15 protein-coding genes are annotated in these 19,160 nt (G+C 36.2%); 3 read left to right on the top strand and 12 right to left on the bottom strand.

Features of this window, described 5'->3' with window-relative positions:
- Positions 1 to 567: 567 nt before the first annotated feature.
- The 9 genes from FLM47_RS03465 to FLM47_RS03425 form a co-directional block, all read right to left on the bottom strand.
- A complete protein-coding gene (locus FLM47_RS03465; RefSeq protein WP_178955208.1) occupies positions 568 to 1,155 on the bottom strand; it encodes a hypothetical protein in 588 nt (195 codons plus the stop codon).
- Positions 1,152 to 1,844 (bottom strand): AHH domain-containing protein, encoded by a 693-nt coding sequence (locus tag FLM47_RS03460; protein ID WP_178955206.1) that lies wholly within the window; start codon positions 1,842 to 1,844, stop codon positions 1,152 to 1,154. The genes FLM47_RS03465 and FLM47_RS03460 overlap by 4 nt, the downstream gene beginning before the upstream one ends.
- 483 nt (positions 1,845 to 2,327) lie before the next feature.
- A complete protein-coding gene (dinB, locus tag FLM47_RS03455; RefSeq protein WP_178955204.1) occupies positions 2,328 to 3,386 on the bottom strand; it encodes a DNA polymerase IV in 1,059 nt (352 codons plus the stop codon).
- 412 nt (positions 3,387 to 3,798) lie between these two features.
- The gene (locus FLM47_RS03450) at positions 3,799 to 4,314 is read right to left on the bottom strand and encodes a hypothetical protein (RefSeq protein WP_178955190.1); all 516 of its coding nucleotides are present in this window, start codon (positions 4,312 to 4,314) and stop codon (positions 3,799 to 3,801) included.
- Positions 4,315 to 4,382: 68 nt separating this feature from the next.
- The gene (locus FLM47_RS03445; RefSeq protein ID WP_178955188.1) at positions 4,383 to 4,934 is read right to left on the bottom strand and encodes a hypothetical protein; all 552 of its coding nucleotides are present in this window, start codon (positions 4,932 to 4,934) and stop codon (positions 4,383 to 4,385) included.
- Entirely contained in the window at positions 4,935 to 7,700 is a 2,766-nt protein-coding gene (locus tag FLM47_RS03440) for a hypothetical protein (protein WP_178955186.1), read from the bottom strand.
- Positions 7,701 to 7,709: 9 nt separating this feature from the next.
- On the bottom strand, positions 7,710 to 9,980 hold the full coding sequence (locus FLM47_RS03435; protein ID WP_178955185.1) for a hypothetical protein: 2,271 nt from the start codon (positions 9,978 to 9,980) through the stop codon (positions 7,710 to 7,712).
- The gene (locus FLM47_RS03430) at positions 9,973 to 11,196 is read right to left on the bottom strand and encodes a site-specific integrase (protein WP_178955183.1); all 1,224 of its coding nucleotides are present in this window, start codon (positions 11,194 to 11,196) and stop codon (positions 9,973 to 9,975) included. Before FLM47_RS03430 ends, FLM47_RS03435 begins: the two co-directional genes overlap by 8 nt.
- 198 nt (positions 11,197 to 11,394) lie before the next feature.
- Positions 11,395 to 11,571, bottom strand: a complete 177-nt coding sequence (locus FLM47_RS03425) for a hypothetical protein (protein ID WP_178955181.1) — start codon at positions 11,569 to 11,571, stop codon at positions 11,395 to 11,397.
- A gap of 149 nt (positions 11,572 to 11,720) precedes the next feature.
- Between FLM47_RS03425 and FLM47_RS03420 the strand changes: the two genes are divergently transcribed.
- The 3 genes from FLM47_RS03420 to FLM47_RS03410 all read left to right on the top strand — a co-directional run bounded on the left by FLM47_RS03420 (position 11,721) and on the right by FLM47_RS03410 (position 14,319).
- Positions 11,721 to 12,152, top strand: coding sequence for a thioesterase family protein (locus FLM47_RS03420; protein ID WP_178955179.1), 432 nt, complete (start codon positions 11,721 to 11,723; stop codon positions 12,150 to 12,152).
- A gap of 12 nt (positions 12,153 to 12,164) precedes the next feature.
- Positions 12,165 to 13,217: an aldo/keto reductase gene (locus tag FLM47_RS03415; RefSeq protein ID WP_178955177.1), complete on the top strand. Its 1,053-nt coding sequence runs from the start codon at positions 12,165 to 12,167 to the stop codon at positions 13,215 to 13,217.
- Positions 13,218 to 13,575: 358 nt separating this feature from the next.
- A complete protein-coding gene (locus FLM47_RS03410) occupies positions 13,576 to 14,319 on the top strand; it encodes an ABC transporter substrate-binding protein (RefSeq protein ID WP_256729640.1) in 744 nt (247 codons plus the stop codon).
- On the opposite strand, the gene FLM47_RS03405 is transcribed toward FLM47_RS03410, so the two are convergent.
- The 3 genes from FLM47_RS03405 to FLM47_RS03395 form a co-directional block, all read right to left on the bottom strand.
- Complete coding sequence (locus tag FLM47_RS03405; protein ID WP_178955175.1) at positions 14,246 to 14,872, bottom strand: fumarylacetoacetate hydrolase family protein; 627 nt, start codon at positions 14,870 to 14,872, stop codon at positions 14,246 to 14,248. The genes FLM47_RS03410 and FLM47_RS03405 overlap by 74 nt on opposite strands.
- A gap of 242 nt (positions 14,873 to 15,114) precedes the next feature.
- Positions 15,115 to 17,631, bottom strand: coding sequence for an exo 1,3/1,4-beta-D-glucan glucohydrolase (locus FLM47_RS03400; RefSeq protein ID WP_178955174.1), 2,517 nt, complete (start codon positions 17,629 to 17,631; stop codon positions 15,115 to 15,117).
- Between the two features lie 16 nt (positions 17,632 to 17,647).
- Positions 17,648 to 18,913 (bottom strand): sugar MFS transporter, encoded by a 1,266-nt coding sequence (locus FLM47_RS03395; RefSeq protein WP_010390899.1) that lies wholly within the window; start codon positions 18,911 to 18,913, stop codon positions 17,648 to 17,650.
- Positions 18,914 to 19,160: the final 247 nt, after the last annotated feature.

Genomic DNA, 19,160 nt, shown 5'->3' with positions numbered 1-19,160 from the left:
CTTACCCAATGCCACATGCTATTTTGTTAGATTTTTGGGCTGAAACGATGAGGTGGATTAAATTTGAATCCTCATGGAGTTGTAAAAAGAAAAAGTATTCACTATTCACGATGGGTATTAGTAGTGTAATTTTATTCCCATTAATTTTTATTTATTACTTTAAGTTTTTATTTGGCATATGGTTCGGGAATGATTTAGTTATATTGTGGGATGTCTTTTCCGGAATAATTAACTCCTAACAAGCGAATCAACGGGATGGACTAAAACGTTTCTGTCCAAAAGTCAGTTTGTCCTACCGTCCGGTTTTCGTTCATTAAGAACTGCCAGATAAAATCAAAAAACTCTTTTCAAACTGCAACTGAAATGTGGACTAATACAAATTTATTATTAATTTTTTATGTAAGAAAAATTGGTAAAACAACCACCAAAAAAGCAGTTAAAGTTTATTGGCATATAGCATCCGATTTATTTCAGTCATTAAAATATAGTAGTTGTTTTTTAAAAGGTAGTTTTGATTTTCGTTTTATATAACACTACCTAAATAATGTTTTCTTTATCTAAATTAACTTAATTAGAAAAAATATTATCGAGATCTTCGTCAATATAAACACCCGTTAATCCATTATCTTCTACAGCAGATTTAAACTTATCTGTACAATACAAACGAGAACCACCTGTAAGTTTACTCTTAAAAACAGGCTTATTTTTTACATCATCATTTATGAAAGCAATCTTGATATAATCTAAAGGATAACCGTCTAAATATTCGCGTTCACATTTTGCTTCATCTTCTTGTCCAAATGTACGCAAGTTAAAGATTACAATAGGTTCACCATCAGCTTTTGTTTCAATAAACTCACCTAAAGGCGCTAATAAATCTTTTAAAGCTTCATAAGCATTCATCCGAAGAGCTATAAACCCATCCATGATACTTATATCGTAGTTATCTTTTAGATAACCAGGTAAAAAAGACAACTCATAACCTTCAGGCCAATACTCTAATAAAGAGTCATTATTCATATGGATATCAAGTAGAAACATGCAAGCATCTTGATTAGATGACAACATTGGTTGTATTTTTTCAGCGAATGAAAGTATGTCCCACTCAACCATGTCGTAAGAATTAGTAACAGGCTTTAACGAGAACAACTTCATGATTTACCATCCCAATTAGCATTTTTAGGCATCATAACGCTGGCTGGCATCATATGATTTTTAATTTTTATTTTCACGCCACGTAATGCATTTATGAAATCGAGCTTATTTACTCTGGTTCTTAAACTAGTAGACACCCACACTTCATAATTATGGCGATGCAGCCTTCTGTGAGAAACAGTGTCAGGCGTAGCCCAATCATCTGACTTATTTTTTTCAAAGTTTCTTAGCCATACCCCATTCGTTGGATCATTAATACCAATACCAAACGAATGCATTCTTAAACGCGCAGCATATGTAAGGCGCTGTCTATAACGTCCCTTACCGCACACAATATGATGTGCTTCATGATATGAAGTTGGTTTTGGCTCGCCTGCCGCTCGTAAAAACTTAGCAAGCTTTTCCGTAGGATGATGTTCTTCTTCTGCTAGCTCCTTAACAGAACTACCTTCACTTTCTGCGCGGTAAGACTCTAAGCTTTGCTGCGCGATAAGCAAGTGCTCTAAACGCTTGCGTTCTTTTTGTAAGTGATCGTAATCTCTTTGTAGCTTTTCCTTAGATGCAGCAGATTTACGGCGCTTATCATCGTAGTGTTTTTTGGCTAGTAATTCATAATTATAAATAGCCATTTCTAAAGGGCTGGGGTTACTTGGTCGATCTGGCATTGGGTAGCGCTGTAGTTGAATCATCCTTAAATCCTTAAAAATTCCTTTTATTAGCGCGTAAAATAGCAAATAGACTATTGAGGTGCAATTATAAACGTTACACACCTAATAACTGAGATCATTTTATTGCTTACAATGAATTACATAGCGGTCAAATTTCCTCTTCATACAACACAATTTTTGACTGACTGGTTCTCGCTCTAAGCCGAATAACAGCTAAGTGCTGTGAGTTCTACTGGACGAACTTGACTGGCCAAGTTAAGACTTTTTATCACCAAGCGACTTTGTCATATCTTTCATTAAAAACCACTTCTAATTTGATTGTTTTTCTAAAGGTATTCAATTTATAATTTGAAAACTATACTATATATAAAACTACCTATATATTTTTCAAAACGGAAAGTAATTTATATTTATAAAACTTCATTTACGCCAATAACTAACAGGCTTTTTATTTATGATTATTTCTGTAACGCTTTTTAAATAATAAGGCAAGGTTTCCATTTTCTACCATGATAGTTCAAATTGCTGATTTTTAACTTCGATGTTATTAAGACCAATATGAACCCCTAAAAGTCTAACCTTTTTACCATCACCACGATTCACTGCTTCTGTCAGCAAATCTAAAAATATCCCTTCATCAAAGTTAGAATAGGCAAAGTCTTTAGTCGTTTGGTGAAAATCATTGAATTTAACTTTCACTCCTAATTTACTTATTTTTCGCTCATGTAAATACTTTTCAGACCGTTTTTTTAATTCAGGTATCAGCTTATCGGTTAAGATACTACGAAGAGTATCTAAATCATCAATATCTTCAGGAAATGTTCTCTCAACACCTACCGACTTTCTAACTCGTGTTGTTTCAACATTTCTATTATCTATACCTTGGCACCGTTGATAAAGCACCAGTCCGAATTTACCAAAGTTATTATTAATAATTGCCTGATCGACAGCTTGAATGTCTCGACCATATTCCAACCCTAATGACTTTAGTTTTTCAAAAGTAACCTTACCTACACCTGAAATCTTATTTAAAGGTAATTCGGCAATAAAGCTACAAACTTCTGAAGGTGTAATAACAAATTGACCATTTGGTTTATTATAGTCTGAAGCAACTTTAGCAAGAAACTTCAGAGAAGAAATTCCAGCAGAAGCGGTTAGGCCCGTTTCTCTGTAGATTGTTTCTCTAATATCTTGGGCTATTAAAGTGGCTGAACCTTTAAATAATTTGCAATCTGTGACATCAAGATAAGCTTCATCTAATGAAAGAGGTTCAATAATATTGGTATAACGTGAAAATATTTCCCGAATATGAGTACTCACCTCTTTATATACATCCATTCGAGATGGTACAAGCACCAAATTTGGACACTTTATCAGTGCCACACTCGTTGGCATTGCTGAACGAACACCAAATTCTCTTGCTATATAATTACAAGTCGAAAGTACACCTCGCCTTTTAGAGTTTCCCCCCACAGCAACAGGAAGATTTGCCAACTCTGGCCTATCTCTAATTTCAACAGATACAAAGAATGCATCCATGTCTATATGGATCAACTTCTGCATGTTATTTAAAATTTCTTTTAAGTAAACCCATTATATTTACTCTAGTATCTAGTCCATTTTACATTAAAAGTTTGTCAAGATTTTATAATGTGGGTACGATTTATCGCTATTCTGCACTCTATAATAATTGAATTTTTGCATGACACTAAACTTGTCAGGATTGACAAGGGTGTGATTCAGTTAAATGCCAAAGCAAACAGCGTAACTACAGCTCTTTCCGCTCGCTCACTAACGTCAAGAAATTAAACATCAGATAACATATCAACATGAATAATTCTTCTCATAGTAGCTCAAGACAACACACTGTATATAAAAACAGTGAAATAATGCCATATCCTATCTGGAATTACTAAAGTATTATTTCTAATTTTGTAAATATTTAGCTTTATCAGGTGCCAATTAGTGTGTAACGCTATTGAGATTGATCTTTTCTTTTTATATGAGTCTTTCGCTTTAATGCATAACTAAATGCACATCCGTAAAGAAAAATCATCATGGCGAAAAGGAATGTTAATACAGCAAAACTTATAGCTCCAGTTTCCGAATTAGCATCAGGGTTCATCTGAATATATAAAGATGCTGCTAACATAACCCCTGTAGCAGCTGAACCAAATACATAAATTGTTTTTGGCATTTCATATAAAATTTCATCAATAAACTCTCCAACTTGTTTATTATCAAAAACCTTACCGATAGTAGTAAAAATACCTGTTACGAAAATAATAGCTAAAAAAGTTAACCCTAGCTCTCCAAAAGAACCATCATTAATTTTCTGCTTTGAAAAGGCTAATAATTTTTCTTCACTGCCTAGAAAGTCAGAGGTGAGGACAGCAACCACGAAGAAAATGGCTACTTGAGAAAGAAATACAATAAGTTCACTAAAAATAAATCTCGATAAGCTTTGTTTATACAGCTCTACTTTTTCCATAGATACACTCTAATACTATAACTAAAGACAAATATAATACACTTTTCATCGTTCGGCGGCTTAATATACTACATCCCCATTTTTCTTCTTAAATCTAATGGCATTCTTTGTAGCATAAGGTCTAACGTGTCCTTAACAGTTTGACGTTCTAGCTCTTCAACCTTTTCTCTTAAAACCTGAACATCATCAACTAAATCAGGTTTACACTTACTTCGGACACCCGTTCTTTTTCTTCGTAATCTTTGCTTGTTTTGTTCTATTTCAAAAAGTTCTAGCAATTCCGAATTAACATCATCAAAAAAATCTCTAATATCATCACTAAAACTCGAAGTACGAAATAAGCTTTGTGACTTTATGGCAACTATCTCAGCTACATCCGATTTTTTTATTTGATATAACGACTTCGGTGTTTTTCTGTCAGCTACTTTTCCATAATTTTTGATACTTTTTTCTTTTATCGCTTGGAGATCTAAAATCGCTCTCCAAGCTTTAAATGTTGTATGTACAGTACCACCTTTTACCCACGATGGCTTATCTAACAATCCTTCATTATTATTACTTGGGCTATCTAAGCCGGAAAGAAATTCATCAGTCATCAGCTCATCTAATTCATTCGACATCTAAACCTCCATTTTATAAACATTTTGTTCAATATTAGAGATTGCCTTTTCTATCATATTTAAAATTTTCAATACGTTGTTTTGGTTATTGGAATTCTCGAGTTGTTTTATTCTTTTATAACCAGAACGTAATAAGGGGATATGATGCTCTATCATAAACCCCGGAATATTTTCATCTAAAGCTTCTTTAACAAAAGGCTGTATCGTTAACCAAATTCCTCTTAAATTTTCACTTGTAATGACCGCATTTGAACAGTTTAAGCAAAATTCAGGTTTTGCATTATGAGGTGCCATATCTCCAAATTCTGCACACTTTGCTCGACTCTCAGCTCCCTCTCTGGGAATACATGTCGAGAAATGTGATGGCTGAATAGAAATAATCCGCCCAGCTATACGCTCCCTAAGCTCTAGAATCTCGCTAGGTGAGACTGCCTTTGTTAAGCTTTTGGCTTTACTTACATACCTTGAAAAGCCACCTAAATAGCTTTTACCGTTCTTTTCCGAATCAATTAATAATGTATCTACAATAGAATTAAGCACTTTAATTCGAGCTGATTTCATCAACAATTGAGGTTCTTTGTTACGAAGGTAAGCCATAAAAAAGGATTCATCTAAGTGACAGAACTGATGTCTAATAACAGCAGCTACGTCCCCTTGATAACGAGTTAAAACCGCTTCAGCCCAAATATGACGAAAGGAATGTGCTGTTGGGTATCTAACATCTTGCTTTAATTCATTTGAGATATCCATCATTGCCTTTTGGTCTAAAGTAATACGATCTGCTCTTAACCACTCTTTAGTTTCTTCAGAAAGGTACTTTTCAACTACCAAACTGTGTTCAAAGTTTGATATTTTTCCAGTTTTATTAAACTCAATTAACGACTCTTTAAATCTTTTCTGGGGTTTATTTCCGGCAAATGAACTACATTGTAGCTTTGTTAGATCTCTATTAACTTCTCGATATGTTTCTAATAATTTCTGCGCCTTTGAGCCTGTAATATCATATTTACTTATTAACACTTCTAATTCTTTTGACTGTTTTTTCGACAGGTATTGTTTGCTTAATAACTTTTCTAAGAGCGTAACCTCTTTGAATGGCTTGTATCTTTGAACAAAGTCATCCCAATTCGCTTTGACTCTATGCTCAATAATATGTTCTGATTCATTTGGAGTATTCAAACTTTGGTTTCCGCCTGTAAACCTATACAAGCAGGGTTCACTGGCAGATGGTTTAAATAAATGGTTAAGCTGAGCTGCTATCTGATAACATTGAGATGTAATTTCTCTTTCGACTTTTAACTTGTCATGAGTTTTAGGGACAACCCATCTTAACTTAAACCTAAAGGGAACATGAGAGTTATCCAGTATATCGTTATTAGGTTCAACATGTATTGCTGTTAAAGGGAAGCCAAATTCACTTGCTCTGTAACCTAGCCATGAAACAACTAATGTAGTCATTGCATGAGTTACGCGGTCCATTTCGACAGTTAGATCAGTTATATTTTTCCCAAGAGATCCACCCATTAACTCTCTGGCCCAAGACCTTAATGACTTTTTAAATGCACTTATATTGAGCTTACGAGCAATGACTATTTCAGCCATCTTTTGATAAACATCTTCAACCAATAAATTTGATAAGCGCTTGCTATCTATAAATGTCTTATCTAATGATTGAAGATACCCCTCCCATACTTGAGCAGGGGATTTATGGGATTGGAAAGGATAAAGCTTTTGAAGCATTAAAATGCGAATTATTTCTACAGCATCAAATCGTATTTCAAGCCCTAGTGACTTTACCAACGCACTGATGCAACTGTCACTTAAAGATAAAACTCTTTCTATATGTAAGTTATATTGTTTAAAGAGTTCTTCTGCTGTTGCTATATGCACCTTCTCTCTAGTGCGCCAAAGGCTTTCTTTTTCATGAACATTAGGTATAAATGTACCTTGAATTGTCTCTAGTACCACTCGATTCCAGTAACTTCGAGTTCCATGCCCTGCATTTTTAAATTTGAACTTGGTTGCAATTGTGTCTATGACTTCATGGCAAATTAATGTATAAAAATAATCTTCTTCATAAACTTGCCTCATATAGTCAATATAATATTGCCCCATTTCCAAGCCCATAAAGTTGTAACTTCCTCCCAGCTTGTATTGGTTAAAACTAATACTTAGAAGTGATTTACAAGCATCATCTAGAGAGTCTCTAAATGCTTTAGGGGTTAGATCATGACTTAACAGTCCTGTTATTCCTGTTAACTGCAGTTTCTTTCTTATATTTATAATATTCGCATTATTATATGTCCCTTTATAGGAAGGCGCTGATAAGCGATTAAAAAAACCTTTATCACCCACTGATTGGGTCAAGAAGCTTGTATGGAAATCTTCTATATTGCTGGCTGATAAACTCTTACATCCATTGAAGTTTAAGAAAGTAAAAAGGTGTATCACCATTTGATATATTGCAAAAGCTCCTTGGGATGAATTAGTAGATAAGCCATGTAAAAAGAATAATTTTGCATACTCTTCAGATGTAAGTGAGTAGAACTGACCTTTTAAGGTTAATTTAGCTGATTCCTCAAGCTTTGTATGGTCTTTATGAAGTATTGAAAAATCCAATCGCCTTATGCCTTTGGCATTCCTGAAAACAAGAATTGAATCAAAAAGGTCTCCTTCAGATTTCAAAAAATCGGGGTGAGCTATTAGCTTTTCATTTTGGGTTTCCCAAAAGCTTTTTAACTCCAATGTACTAAAACTTGGCTGCATTATCCCCCCCTATATTGAGTGAAACACACTGATTGAAACATTATTTAACCTCATTTTTTTAAACATATTACTTCCCTCGAGTACTGAATGCTTTGTCAAAATACTTAAAACATAGCTGATCCACTCCACAGTAGGTACTACTGTCTTATACAAATAGCTGGGGTTTACACTCAGTAATTTTTTATAATTCGATTCAAATTCATATAGGTAATTTTTCATTCTAAAAACAGTTAAGGGGCTATCAACTACATAAATATGATCAAACCTTTCAGTTTCTTGTTTATTGTCAGGGGATAAAACACCAACTTCATTAATTCTTCCTTTTTGCTGATTTGTCACTACCTTTAATCTCATAATCATTTCATGACTTTTTCGAGATATGTGTTCAGTAACTTCATAAAACTCATCATTGAATCTAGATACTTCATTTTCATCAAGTTCTTCAGCTAAATTAAAAACATTATTTATTAAATCAATCATCACATTACGTGTAATTCGACCAGAATCATTTATCCATTCTTCATTATCTGCATTTAAATAATGCATTTTTTCGGTTCTGTTGGTGTGAGAATTTCTATTAGTCAAATAATATAATGTATATGGATCACTAAAAGCATGAACAGCTGAGTTTTTTATAGCTTGAAGCCCAAAAAGAGCGCTATGGCATAACGTACCAGACTCTCTAGCTAACACCTCTCGTTCTGATATAGGTTTTTTAGTTATAACTAGATGATTACTTTTTGAGTGAACACCATTTTTAATTAACTTTATTAATACTTCAGAAATAACAGGAGGAATTTTTCCACTATGTAAATGTGTTTTCTGTATTACATCTCTAATGAAATCAAGACTTAAAAGCTCGAACAAAACACCGGATAAAGAGTAAAAGCCGTCAAATACTCCTGGTATGTTTGAACTCAGCTTAACAAGACTCCCAGCATCGCATTGATTTATAAAGCTATATATAGCCTTCCCTGTTACCAATTTTGTAGATATGGAATGTGTTGTATGTATAGAATTTGCTCTTCCCTTAAAGTACTCACACTCAATGTGGGTTACTCGGCCTCCAATTTTAAGGTAACGGAAAGAGTTTTTACTTAACTTACCTATATCTGATGGTTGGACCGCCAAGCTTGCCATTAACCATGAAAACAATAAATTTTCAATTTCTGATATTGGTAATTTCTGGGTACCAGAACAAAGTAGCTTTAATTCATTAAGCCCAAATAATGGACTATTTGATCCAGCCACAGAGAAGCTCTCAGAAAGAAAGGTTTTACTTAACTGACCTTTATTTGGCCCTTTAGTTGAAATAAAAATTCGATTTAGTTCTATTTCACTTTCTAGAGCAGATAAGACTTTTATAAAACTCTTTTTATTACTTGTATTAGCTAATAACACAAGTACTAAGGCATTTCGGAGTTTAGGTTCTTTTTTTTTCAGACAATGATATTTATACAGTAAGCAAAATATCGCCCGCCCCGTAAAAGATTTTTTATAGTATTTAACATTCTTATTTGGGCCTAGCATATTAAAATCGAACAAAGAGAAATCAGATACTTCTAAAAACCTTTTTAGAGCCAGCTTACATTCATAGAGTTCTATTATTATTGATGACGCTGTAGCTCTTAGTGAACGAATGGTTATTTTTGGCGATGCAAGGACCTGATATAGTTGATTGCCAATTCCAATATCATCATTTCTAAGCCAGTCTAATTCACCAAAATAACCAGCTAGCGAAATTTGCTTCTTATTAAAATTTGGACTTACTTTGGTTTTATAAATTTCGAAAAGATATTGTAATTGCTCAGGCTCGATAGATGAGCTCAGTTCACTTGACCTTTCTAAAGCATAAAATAAAACTGTTCTTAGCTTTCGAAGAGCGCTTTCGCCTCCATGATTATTTAAGGTATCAAAACGATAAGACTCGTACTCCTTTAAAACAGTATAGGGGTTTTTTATGTTTGTATTGTTTAACCACTCTACAAAAAGGTGAGCTGAACTAGTGAAGCGATACTTTGCTGAAGGTGGGGCAAATTCATCTAAAAATGAATAATTATAAGAAGCGATAATCGCCTTAAAAATTAATCGCTTATATGTCTCACCTTTTACATTAAAAGTAATAACTCTCTCTGGATAAGCTTTTAACGCAGGCACAACAATCGAAGTAGCTGAGAGCGGATATCTGAAGCTTGCAGGTTCATTTGAGTTAAAATTCCTTCTTACTATTGATTCATAATAGCTAGAGTTATGACTCGGTACTTTTTTCATATCATCCAAAGCTACACTCCTTTAAAAGCTGCTCTTTTAGACCGCAGCTATGAATATATGATTTTGTTACTGAATTAGAAAATTGGCCATCAACTTTATGCCCTAGCCTGTTTGCAGTGGTTAAATAAATAGCCGATGTTGTAGTAATTGATTCATAATGTTTATTAGCTCCCTCACACAAGTTATAAAATATATCAGTTCCAAAGGAGTGCCGAAGATGATGATAAACATTCGTGAACTCAATATCTTGATAAGATCTATAAATGTCTGGATTATTTTGTATTTCATTAATCACTTTATTGCGAGTCTTAGCAAAAGTATCGGTACCAAACTTTGTTGAAATACATCTTCCACTAGTCAGATTAGTAGAATTTGAAACGAATAAATGGTTTGAATCTGTAAGAGGTCGTTCTAAACGAAAATACTGTTCCATTTTTTCTAATAAGTATCTAGGTATATACAGGAACCTAGAGCGGCTATATTTTGTATAGAGTGATGAGAGGTAATATTTGAACTCTTCTTTGTGCGGCTGCTTCTTCAGCTCCTTGAAAAGAGATAGCAATCCCTTGTGTTTCTGAGTGCTTTCATTAAAGTCTTTAAGAAGAAACCCTTGATTCTCTTTAGAACGACACCCTAACTCACCTCCATTTCTCAAAATGATTTCTTCAAGTAAAGAGTTAGCACTTTGATAAATCAGCTCCCTTGTTTGAGGTAACAAATACTTCACACTTAAACTAGGTTTAGAGTTACTTCTCGCGATGGAGATATGGGAAGATTTGATGCCAATATTTTTATATTTATTGTCCAAAAAATACTGTAGCCAATTGTAATAAGCTTTTAGAGAGTTTACGGCCTGATTTGCAACAGCTTCGCTACTCCGACATTCTGTTATAAGATACTCATTAATATAGTCATTTATTAATTCTTGGGGCAAAGCTGTATGTATACTAAGAGTAATATTTCCTTCACCCTCGAACTTATCAACCCACTCTAAAAACCGCCCAAGATGATTACAAATTTTATAACTTGCATCTGCACCAATAAACACTTCTTCAAACACATTTTCGATTAGATCTGAGTTCCTATTTTTCCTCTTTATCAAGTCTATTTTTTTACCTACAACTTCTGTATAGCGAGCAAATAGGCAAGGAAGGAGTATAGGGACCCTGTCACTATCTAGATAAATGTAGTGTTTATTTATTTTTTTATCACTGTATCTGCGCATCAATTAACTTACTTAGATAACTCTTTATCTAAAGTTAGCAGAAACAGGTTCACTTACAAATAAACCCCACAGATAACACCCTCAAGTTTAAAAGCAGTCCATGTCTATATGAATAAACTTTTTCATCACACAATAACAACTGTTTATCTATACAGTTATTATTGTGGAATCTCTACTAATTAGCAAGCTTGCTGTTATTTAAAAAGAGCGACTATTTTTCTTGGGCTTATTAAAGCAATACATCCAAAATAGTACTTCTAAAGAAAAGCCTAGTAAAATCAAAATAATCGCTCCTGCCTCATTACCCATAGCGTAACAAGTGAACGAAGCTATAAAAACAGTGCATGCCAATAACCAATTAATTATATTCTGCATCGTTATCTCCTTGTGTGTTAATAGTTACTATAGTCATGAATTCAAGGAGGTACAATTTTAGCCCTAGAATTTTTGCCAACTATAATTCCCTTGAGCTCATCCGACCATGTTGCTAATCTAAATACTTTAAAACCAAGAGCTATAAATACATGGAAACGTTTAAACAACAACACCCTATTCATACCGACATTACTGTAGCGTGGGGCGATATGGATGCCCTACAGCATGTTAATAACTGTGTTTATCTTCGTTATTTTGAAATAGCCAGAATCGATTTTTTAAATAAATTAAATTTATTTGATACTATCAATGCTAAAGCCACTGGCCCTGTGATCAGTGAAAATAATATTCGCTACAAACGCCCTGTAACGTTTCCTGACACATTAAGCGTAGGTATTACTATCAGTGATATTAAACCTGACCGCTTTGTAATGAATTACAGTGTATTTAGCCATGCGCAAAATGCGATAACCACCACTGGCATGTCAAAAGTGGTGATGTTTGACTTTAAAACAGGGCAAAAAGCCACGATCACAGAACCTTTGTTATCGGCTTTAAAAGCAAACTCAGAAAACAAATAATTAGGATTAGTAATGCAATATAGTCAATTAGGCAGTAGTGATATTAGTATTTCTAGGGTCTGTTTAGGTAGTATGACTTGGGGAGTACAAAACAACCAGCATGATGCCGACCAACAGATAGCCTATGCTCTTGACCGTGGTGTTAACTTTATTGATACGGCAGAAATGTATGCAGTTCCTCCCTCCCCCGATACTTATGGTAAAACTGAGGAAATTATAGGGAATTGGGTTGCACGTAATTCACAGAAACGAAAAGACATTGTTATTGCAACTAAAATTGCCGGTAATGGGCTTTCATGGATCCGTGATGGTGGTGATATTACTCGCCAAGCTGTTATTGATGCAGTTGATCAGTCTCTAAAACGCCTACAAACCGACTATATTGACTTATACCAATTACATTGGCCAAATCGCCGCACTCCTCATTTTGCAAGGCAATGGCCTGGCATGCTTAAATTTACTGATGTCGATGCAAAACAACACACCGCTGACATGCTTGATATTTTAGAGGGCTTAGATGTGTGTGTTAAAGCGGGTAAAATTAAACACTGTGGACTTTCTGACGACACCCCGTGGGGAATTAGCCAATTTTTAAATTTAGCCAAAGAGCACAACTTACCAAAAATGGTGTCTATTCAAAATGAGTTTAGTTTAGCGCATGCGAAAGATTGGCCTTATTTAATAGAGCAATGTGTGCATGAAGATATTGCTTATCTACCTTGGTCACCTCTGGCTGCTGGGCTATTAACGGGTAAGTACCTCAATGGAGCGCGCCCTGAAGGCTCTCGCTGGACATTTATGCAGCGTAACGGTATTTTTCGTGATACGCCACAATCACAAAAGGCGACCAAAGAGTATGTTGAACTTGCACATGAACACAACATTACACCAGCACAATTGGCGCTAGCGTGGTGTAATCAAGTGGATGGCGTTACCTCATCTATTATTGGTGCCACTACTATGACGCAGCTAAAAGAAGACATTGATGCGTTTGAGCTAACTCTCAATGATGATGCGTTATCAGCAATTGATAGCATATTTAGAAATAACCCAATGCCATACTAGGGGCGATTTAATCACCGAACAAGATCTGCAGCCTGACAGGTTAAAAGAACAGCAAGGAAAAAGTACAATTCGATAATATTGATTCTTTGCTGTTCTTTATGTTTATTTTTTAGCCGCTACCAGTATAATACGCAACAAATTTTCTAGGCGGATCTATTTGTAATGCAATCACTTCGTTTTTTATGTCTTGGCATTTTGGTAACTTTTGCTACTTGCAGTCATAGTAAAACAGCAAAGCCAATAGAAGAAATTTTATGGTTACAAAGTAAGACCCCCCCCGTTTCATTTAAGCAAAGAAACAAAACAGCTTGGCTTATGCGATGATTTAACACAACAGCTAATGCATAGCATAAAAGGGGTGAAACATACCCGCTTAGTTTTACCGCAAAAGCGGATTAATAAATATATAGATGAGGGTAGGAACGTTTGTTTTCCATGCGCTATTTACAAACGCAGTGCAAATAAACAGTTTTTATATTCATTACCTACAGCGGTTTATCCCCCACATAACATCATAACTACCGCGGCAAAAGCACCTCAATTAACCTCTAAGCATGGTAATCCTATCAACTTAGTGAGTTTACTTGCTGATAAAAACTTCACTTACGGTCAAGCTGATGCGCGTCGTTTTTCTGTGCAGATAAACAATATTATTGAAAATTCATTAACTCACTCTAATGTTTCTATGAGCTGGAGTAGTGATAATGAAAGTGGTGTTGTAATGGAGCGCTTAAAACACGGCTCTTTAGATTACTCGCTTGATTACCCATTTATCACTAGCCACTTTAGCAAAGGCAATCAATCAAATATTGTAAACCTACCGATTGCCCAAAATAAAAATAAATTAGTTCCAATAGCCGTTGGTTGTGCGACTAATGCCCCAAATAATTTTGCATCTATGGCAATTAAAAAGATTAATCACGTACTAAAAAACAATATTTTAACCTCAGAGCAATACAAAAATAATCAACAATACTGGTTAAATGAACACTTTAGTGACTTTAATAAAGCCTATAATCAATATGTGCTTAACTTTGACTCACAGACCAATGATGCTCCAATAAACACTGCTGACCAGAGTCAGAATAAAGAGCAACTTTAAACTCTCGCCCGGCGCTTACCATCCCTACGCCAGCAGGCGTGCCGGTCATAATAATGTCGCCCTCTTCTAAACCCATAAACTCATTTACCTCTGCCAGAATTTGCGCAGGTTGGTGCAACATTAGCTGGGTTTCTCCGTGCTGAATGACTTTACCATCAATATGTAATTCAAATATAAACGATGTCATTTCTGGCGTTAACTCAATAAAATCACTAAATAATGCTGAGCCATCGAATGCTTTAGCACGTTCCCACGGCAAGCCCTTTTCTTTTAAACTGCTTTGCAAAGCTCGCTTAGTCAAATCAAGTCCAATCCCTACGCCTGCAAGCTGCTTATTTTTTATCACAAAGCATAATTCAGTTTCATAATGCAACGTATCACCGTTATGGGAAGAGAGTAAGGTATTAGTGATCGCGCTATTAGGCTTATTAAAAATTACCATTTGCTCAGGGTGTTCGTTGTTTAATTCAGCAATATGCGCACTGTAATTGCGCCCCACACAGACTATTTTTGAAGGCTGTATGCTCTGCGAAGCCAGCTTTATTTGATTCATTCTCTCACCTGTTAATTACATAACGCTTTTAATATTTTGGCATACTCTCAAATTATTAATGCAAAAGCGAATGCAGTTTTATTATGTTTTTATGATAACTATTGAGCTTAATATAATCAATCACATAGAATGGAATAAAAGTAAGAAGGGACTAATTTGGTAGGTTTTTGTATACGCGGTTTTAAAGCAATAAGCAGGTACATTTAGTACCTGCTTATTGATGTTTGTTAATAGGTTATTGACTACTTACAAGTAACACTACTTTGCTCGGCAGCATTTGCTGTAATAGCCAGCTTAGCAATAGATACATGCCAATCACCTTGCGTGCTTAACTGCCAAGGGGAGAACACTTGTGCTAAATCAACACCCTGCTCTGCAAAACAACTTAAGTTGATGTTTAATGTTTGCCATTGACCTGATTGCTCAAGGTTATCAGTAATATCAAACTTACCCTGACAACTCTCACCACAACCCATAGCAATCCACAGCGGGCTTGTTGCCCCTTTATCTACTTTAATTTGCATTTGCAGTTGGCCATTGTTTTCAACGTATGAACGTAAGTCAGATGGGAATGCCGCGGCTAAATTAACCTCAGCCAACGCTTGACCATTAAAACGAATGGCGCGTGCATCTTCTTGCACTTCTTTGTCAAATGTTTGGATGCTCACAGCACCTAATGACTCGCGGCTGCTCGCCACCGTTTTTTGTTGCTCGCCACTTTTTAATACCAACGACCATGGTGCTTTTATAGCACGTTCAAACAACACTAAGTCGTCCAATTGTTCAGTCTGTTGAGTTTGCTCTACCAAGTCATCTTTAAGTACGTTGCTATCACCGTAGGTTAAGCCAAAACCATAAGGGAGTAATGGGCTGTAACCCTCATCGTTGCGGTTTTCATTATCGACTGGGTTATCAGGCCATGAAAACGATAACTTTCCTTTAAAGTCGTGGTTAATTGAACCGTCTGCATTTTTAAACAATACATCACTAATTGCATCACCTTCACTGCCTGGAAGCCAAATAGCAACAAACGCATCACTGACATTTAGCTCAGCATTAACCCACATTGGGCGACCGCTAATAAATAATGATACAACAGGGATCCCCGCATCTTTAAACTTTCGCAGTAACGCTAAGTCGCTTTTATTACCGCGCTGATATTCAACGTTATCAACATCACCATTACCCTCTGCATATGGTTGCTCACCAAACACCACAATGGCTACATCTGGGCGTGCTTTATATTCCCCTTCAACACTCAGCGCTGCACTGCCACCAGCTTGCTCTACAGTATCTTTAATACCTGCGTAAATAGAGCTGCCGCCAGGGAAGTCAATGTTGGTATTGCCTGTTCCTTGCCACGTAACGCTCCAACCACCCGACTGCATGCCGATGTTATCAGCCCCTATGCCTGCGACTAATACGTTGGTCTTAGGCGATAATGGCAGTAACTGCTGCTTATTTTTAAGTAATACTAGAGATTCGCGTACAGCTTGTTTAGCCACTGCACGGTGATCGCTACTACCAATAATTTCAGTTTTTCCAGAAAGAGGACGCTTCGCGGGGCTTGGTTTATCAAATAACCCTGCACGCATTTTAACGCGTAGGATACGCGTTACCGCATCGTTAATTCTGCTTAGTGGGATTTCACCGCTATTAGCTTGGTTAACCAAGTTGCTAAATAGTAGTTTCCACTCATCAGGCGCCATGTACACGTCTAAGCCGGCATTAGCAGCTTGAGCACAGTTACTATTTGAACAGCCTTTAACTTGTCCATGTCCATTCCAATCGCCAACAACAAAGCCATCAAAACCCATTTTTTCTTTTAGTACATCGGTTAATAAGTATTTGTTACCGTGTATTTTATCACCATGCCAGCTGTTAAACGAAGCCATAACCGTTTGCGCACCTGCACTCAAACCACCTACATAACCTTGTGCATGAAGCGCAAATAACTCTTCTTCAGAGGCGATATTATTACCTTGATCGTCGCCATTGACAGTACCACCATCACCTAAAAAGTGCTTAACGGTACTCACTACTCGCGTGTCTGATAAAAAATCGCCATCGACAGCACCTTGTAATCCTTTAACAATAGAAGCGGAATACGCTTTTACTATTTCAGGGTCCTCAGAGTATCCTTCGTAAGTACGGCCCCAGCGGTCATCACGAACCACCGCAACAGTAGGTGCAAATACCCAATCTATACCGGTAACCATTACTTCTCGCGCAGTGGCAGCGGCTATTTTTTCAATAAGTGCAGGGTTGTTTGCAGCACCTAAACCAATATTATGCGGAAATAAAGTCGCGCCAATAACATTGTTGTGTCCATGCACCGCATCAGTGCCCCACATTGTAGGAATGGTACTGCCATCTAAAGAATCATCAATAGATGCTTGGTACATCTTTTCTGCTAAATCAACCCAATCTTCAGGGGTTGCATGTTTATTATTGTTTGGAAACGAACCACCGCCATTTAAGTAAGAACCAAAACCATACTTACGCATATCTTCAACCGTGATATTACGGATTTCAGGTTGGATCATTTGCGCTATTTTTTGCTCTAGCGTCATACTCTTTAGCATATCAGCGATTTTTTGCTCCATTTGAGCGTCGCTTTTAATGCCCGTTTCGATTGTTGGCCAAATTTCTTTTGGGCTTGTCGCATCACTAGCACTGTTAGAGGGTTGCGAACAACCGCTGCTGGTTATTGCTGCTAGCATCAGCGCAGTGATTGAAAAAGTGCGTTTAATAATCATAACATTCACCTAAAACTCAAAGAGGAGTTGACGTTGTTTTTTTTGCACCAAACAGCGCGAAATAAGTAATATATAAATAGCAACCAATGGGCAGAATAAGAGCTAATTGCACACCTATGTTATCAGCTAGCATACCTTGTAATAACGGAATAATGGCACCGCCAACAATCGCTAAACATAAAATACCCGAACCCTGCGAGGTGTATTTACCAAGCCCCTGCAGTGCTAAACTAAAAATAGTAGGAAACATAATAGAGTTACATAATCCAACTAATAAAATAGCCCACATAGCCAGTGACCCTTGACCCGTCATAGCAATTAACACAAGTAAGCCTGCTAAAATACCGTGACAAGCTAATACTTTGGCTGCGTTTAATTTTTGCATAATCGCGGCGCCAGCAAAGCGCCCTATCATTGCACCTGCAAAATAATAGCTAATGTAATGTGCTGCTTGTTGCTCTGGTAAGCCTGCAATATGATCAAGGGTTAAAAAGCCAACTAAAAAACTACCTATGGCCACTTCAGCCCCTACGTAAACAAAAATACCAATCGCGCCTAAAATAAGGTGACGATATTTCCATACACTGCCTAAATCAACAAACTCAGTGTCACCTTGGTTTTCTGCTTCACTGTCAATCGCTTTACCTAATTTAGGTAACTTTAAAAAAGCAAAAATAATCGCCAATGTTAATAAACTTGCACTGAGCATTAAATAAGGAAACTTAACTTGTTCTGCTGTAGCTTGACTAATTTCTGACAAAATTAACCAACTACCAAACAATGGCGCAACAGTTGTACCTAAAGAGTTAAAAGCTTGAGTCATAGTTAAGCGCGAAGACGCTGTTTTTGCAGGCCCTAATACGCTTACATAAGGGTTGGCAGAGACTTGTAAAATAGTGATCCCTGAAGCAAGTACAAACAAAGCAAGTAAAAATAGCTCGTAAACATGTGCCTCTGCAGCGGGGTAAAATAGTGCACACCCTATCGCAGCAACAACCAAACCAACAACAATACCAAATTGGTAACCTATTTTACTGACCAGCTTCCCTGCAGGAATTGACATAACAAAGTAGGCACCAAAAAAACAAAATTGTACCAACATTGCTTGGGTGTAATTAAGGGAGAACATTCCCTTTAAATACGGAATTAAAATATCGTTTAGGCAAGTAAGAAAACCCCACATAAAAAACAAGGTCGTAAGCGATGTTAACGCAAAGGTGTGTGTAGACCCTGGTTTTTGGCTGTTTTCTGCTGCCGGTAGTGGCTGTGTGATATGTGCCATAGTATAATCTCTAATTATTTTTTAATTATCAGATTGTTACCTCTATTTTATTGCGTTTAGTAAAACTTAAAATGCAGATAATAGTTGCAACACCAAATGTAAGCGCTTACATTTATAGCATATAGAGAAAATTTATCAATTTATTTACAAAAATATTGTAAGCGCTTACATTGTTGTATTATGCAATTTATATTGCTTAGCTAACTACTGTAAAGCTCATTATTATTTGCAAGCTTAAGGACGTATC

Origin of the sequence: Pseudoalteromonas sp. Scap06, assembly GCF_013394165.1 — a bacterium.
GTDB lineage: Bacteria > Pseudomonadota > Gammaproteobacteria > Enterobacterales > Alteromonadaceae > Pseudoalteromonas.
The sequence above is the reverse complement of the archived record's forward strand: the minus strand, read 5'-3'. Positions and strand labels throughout refer to the sequence as shown.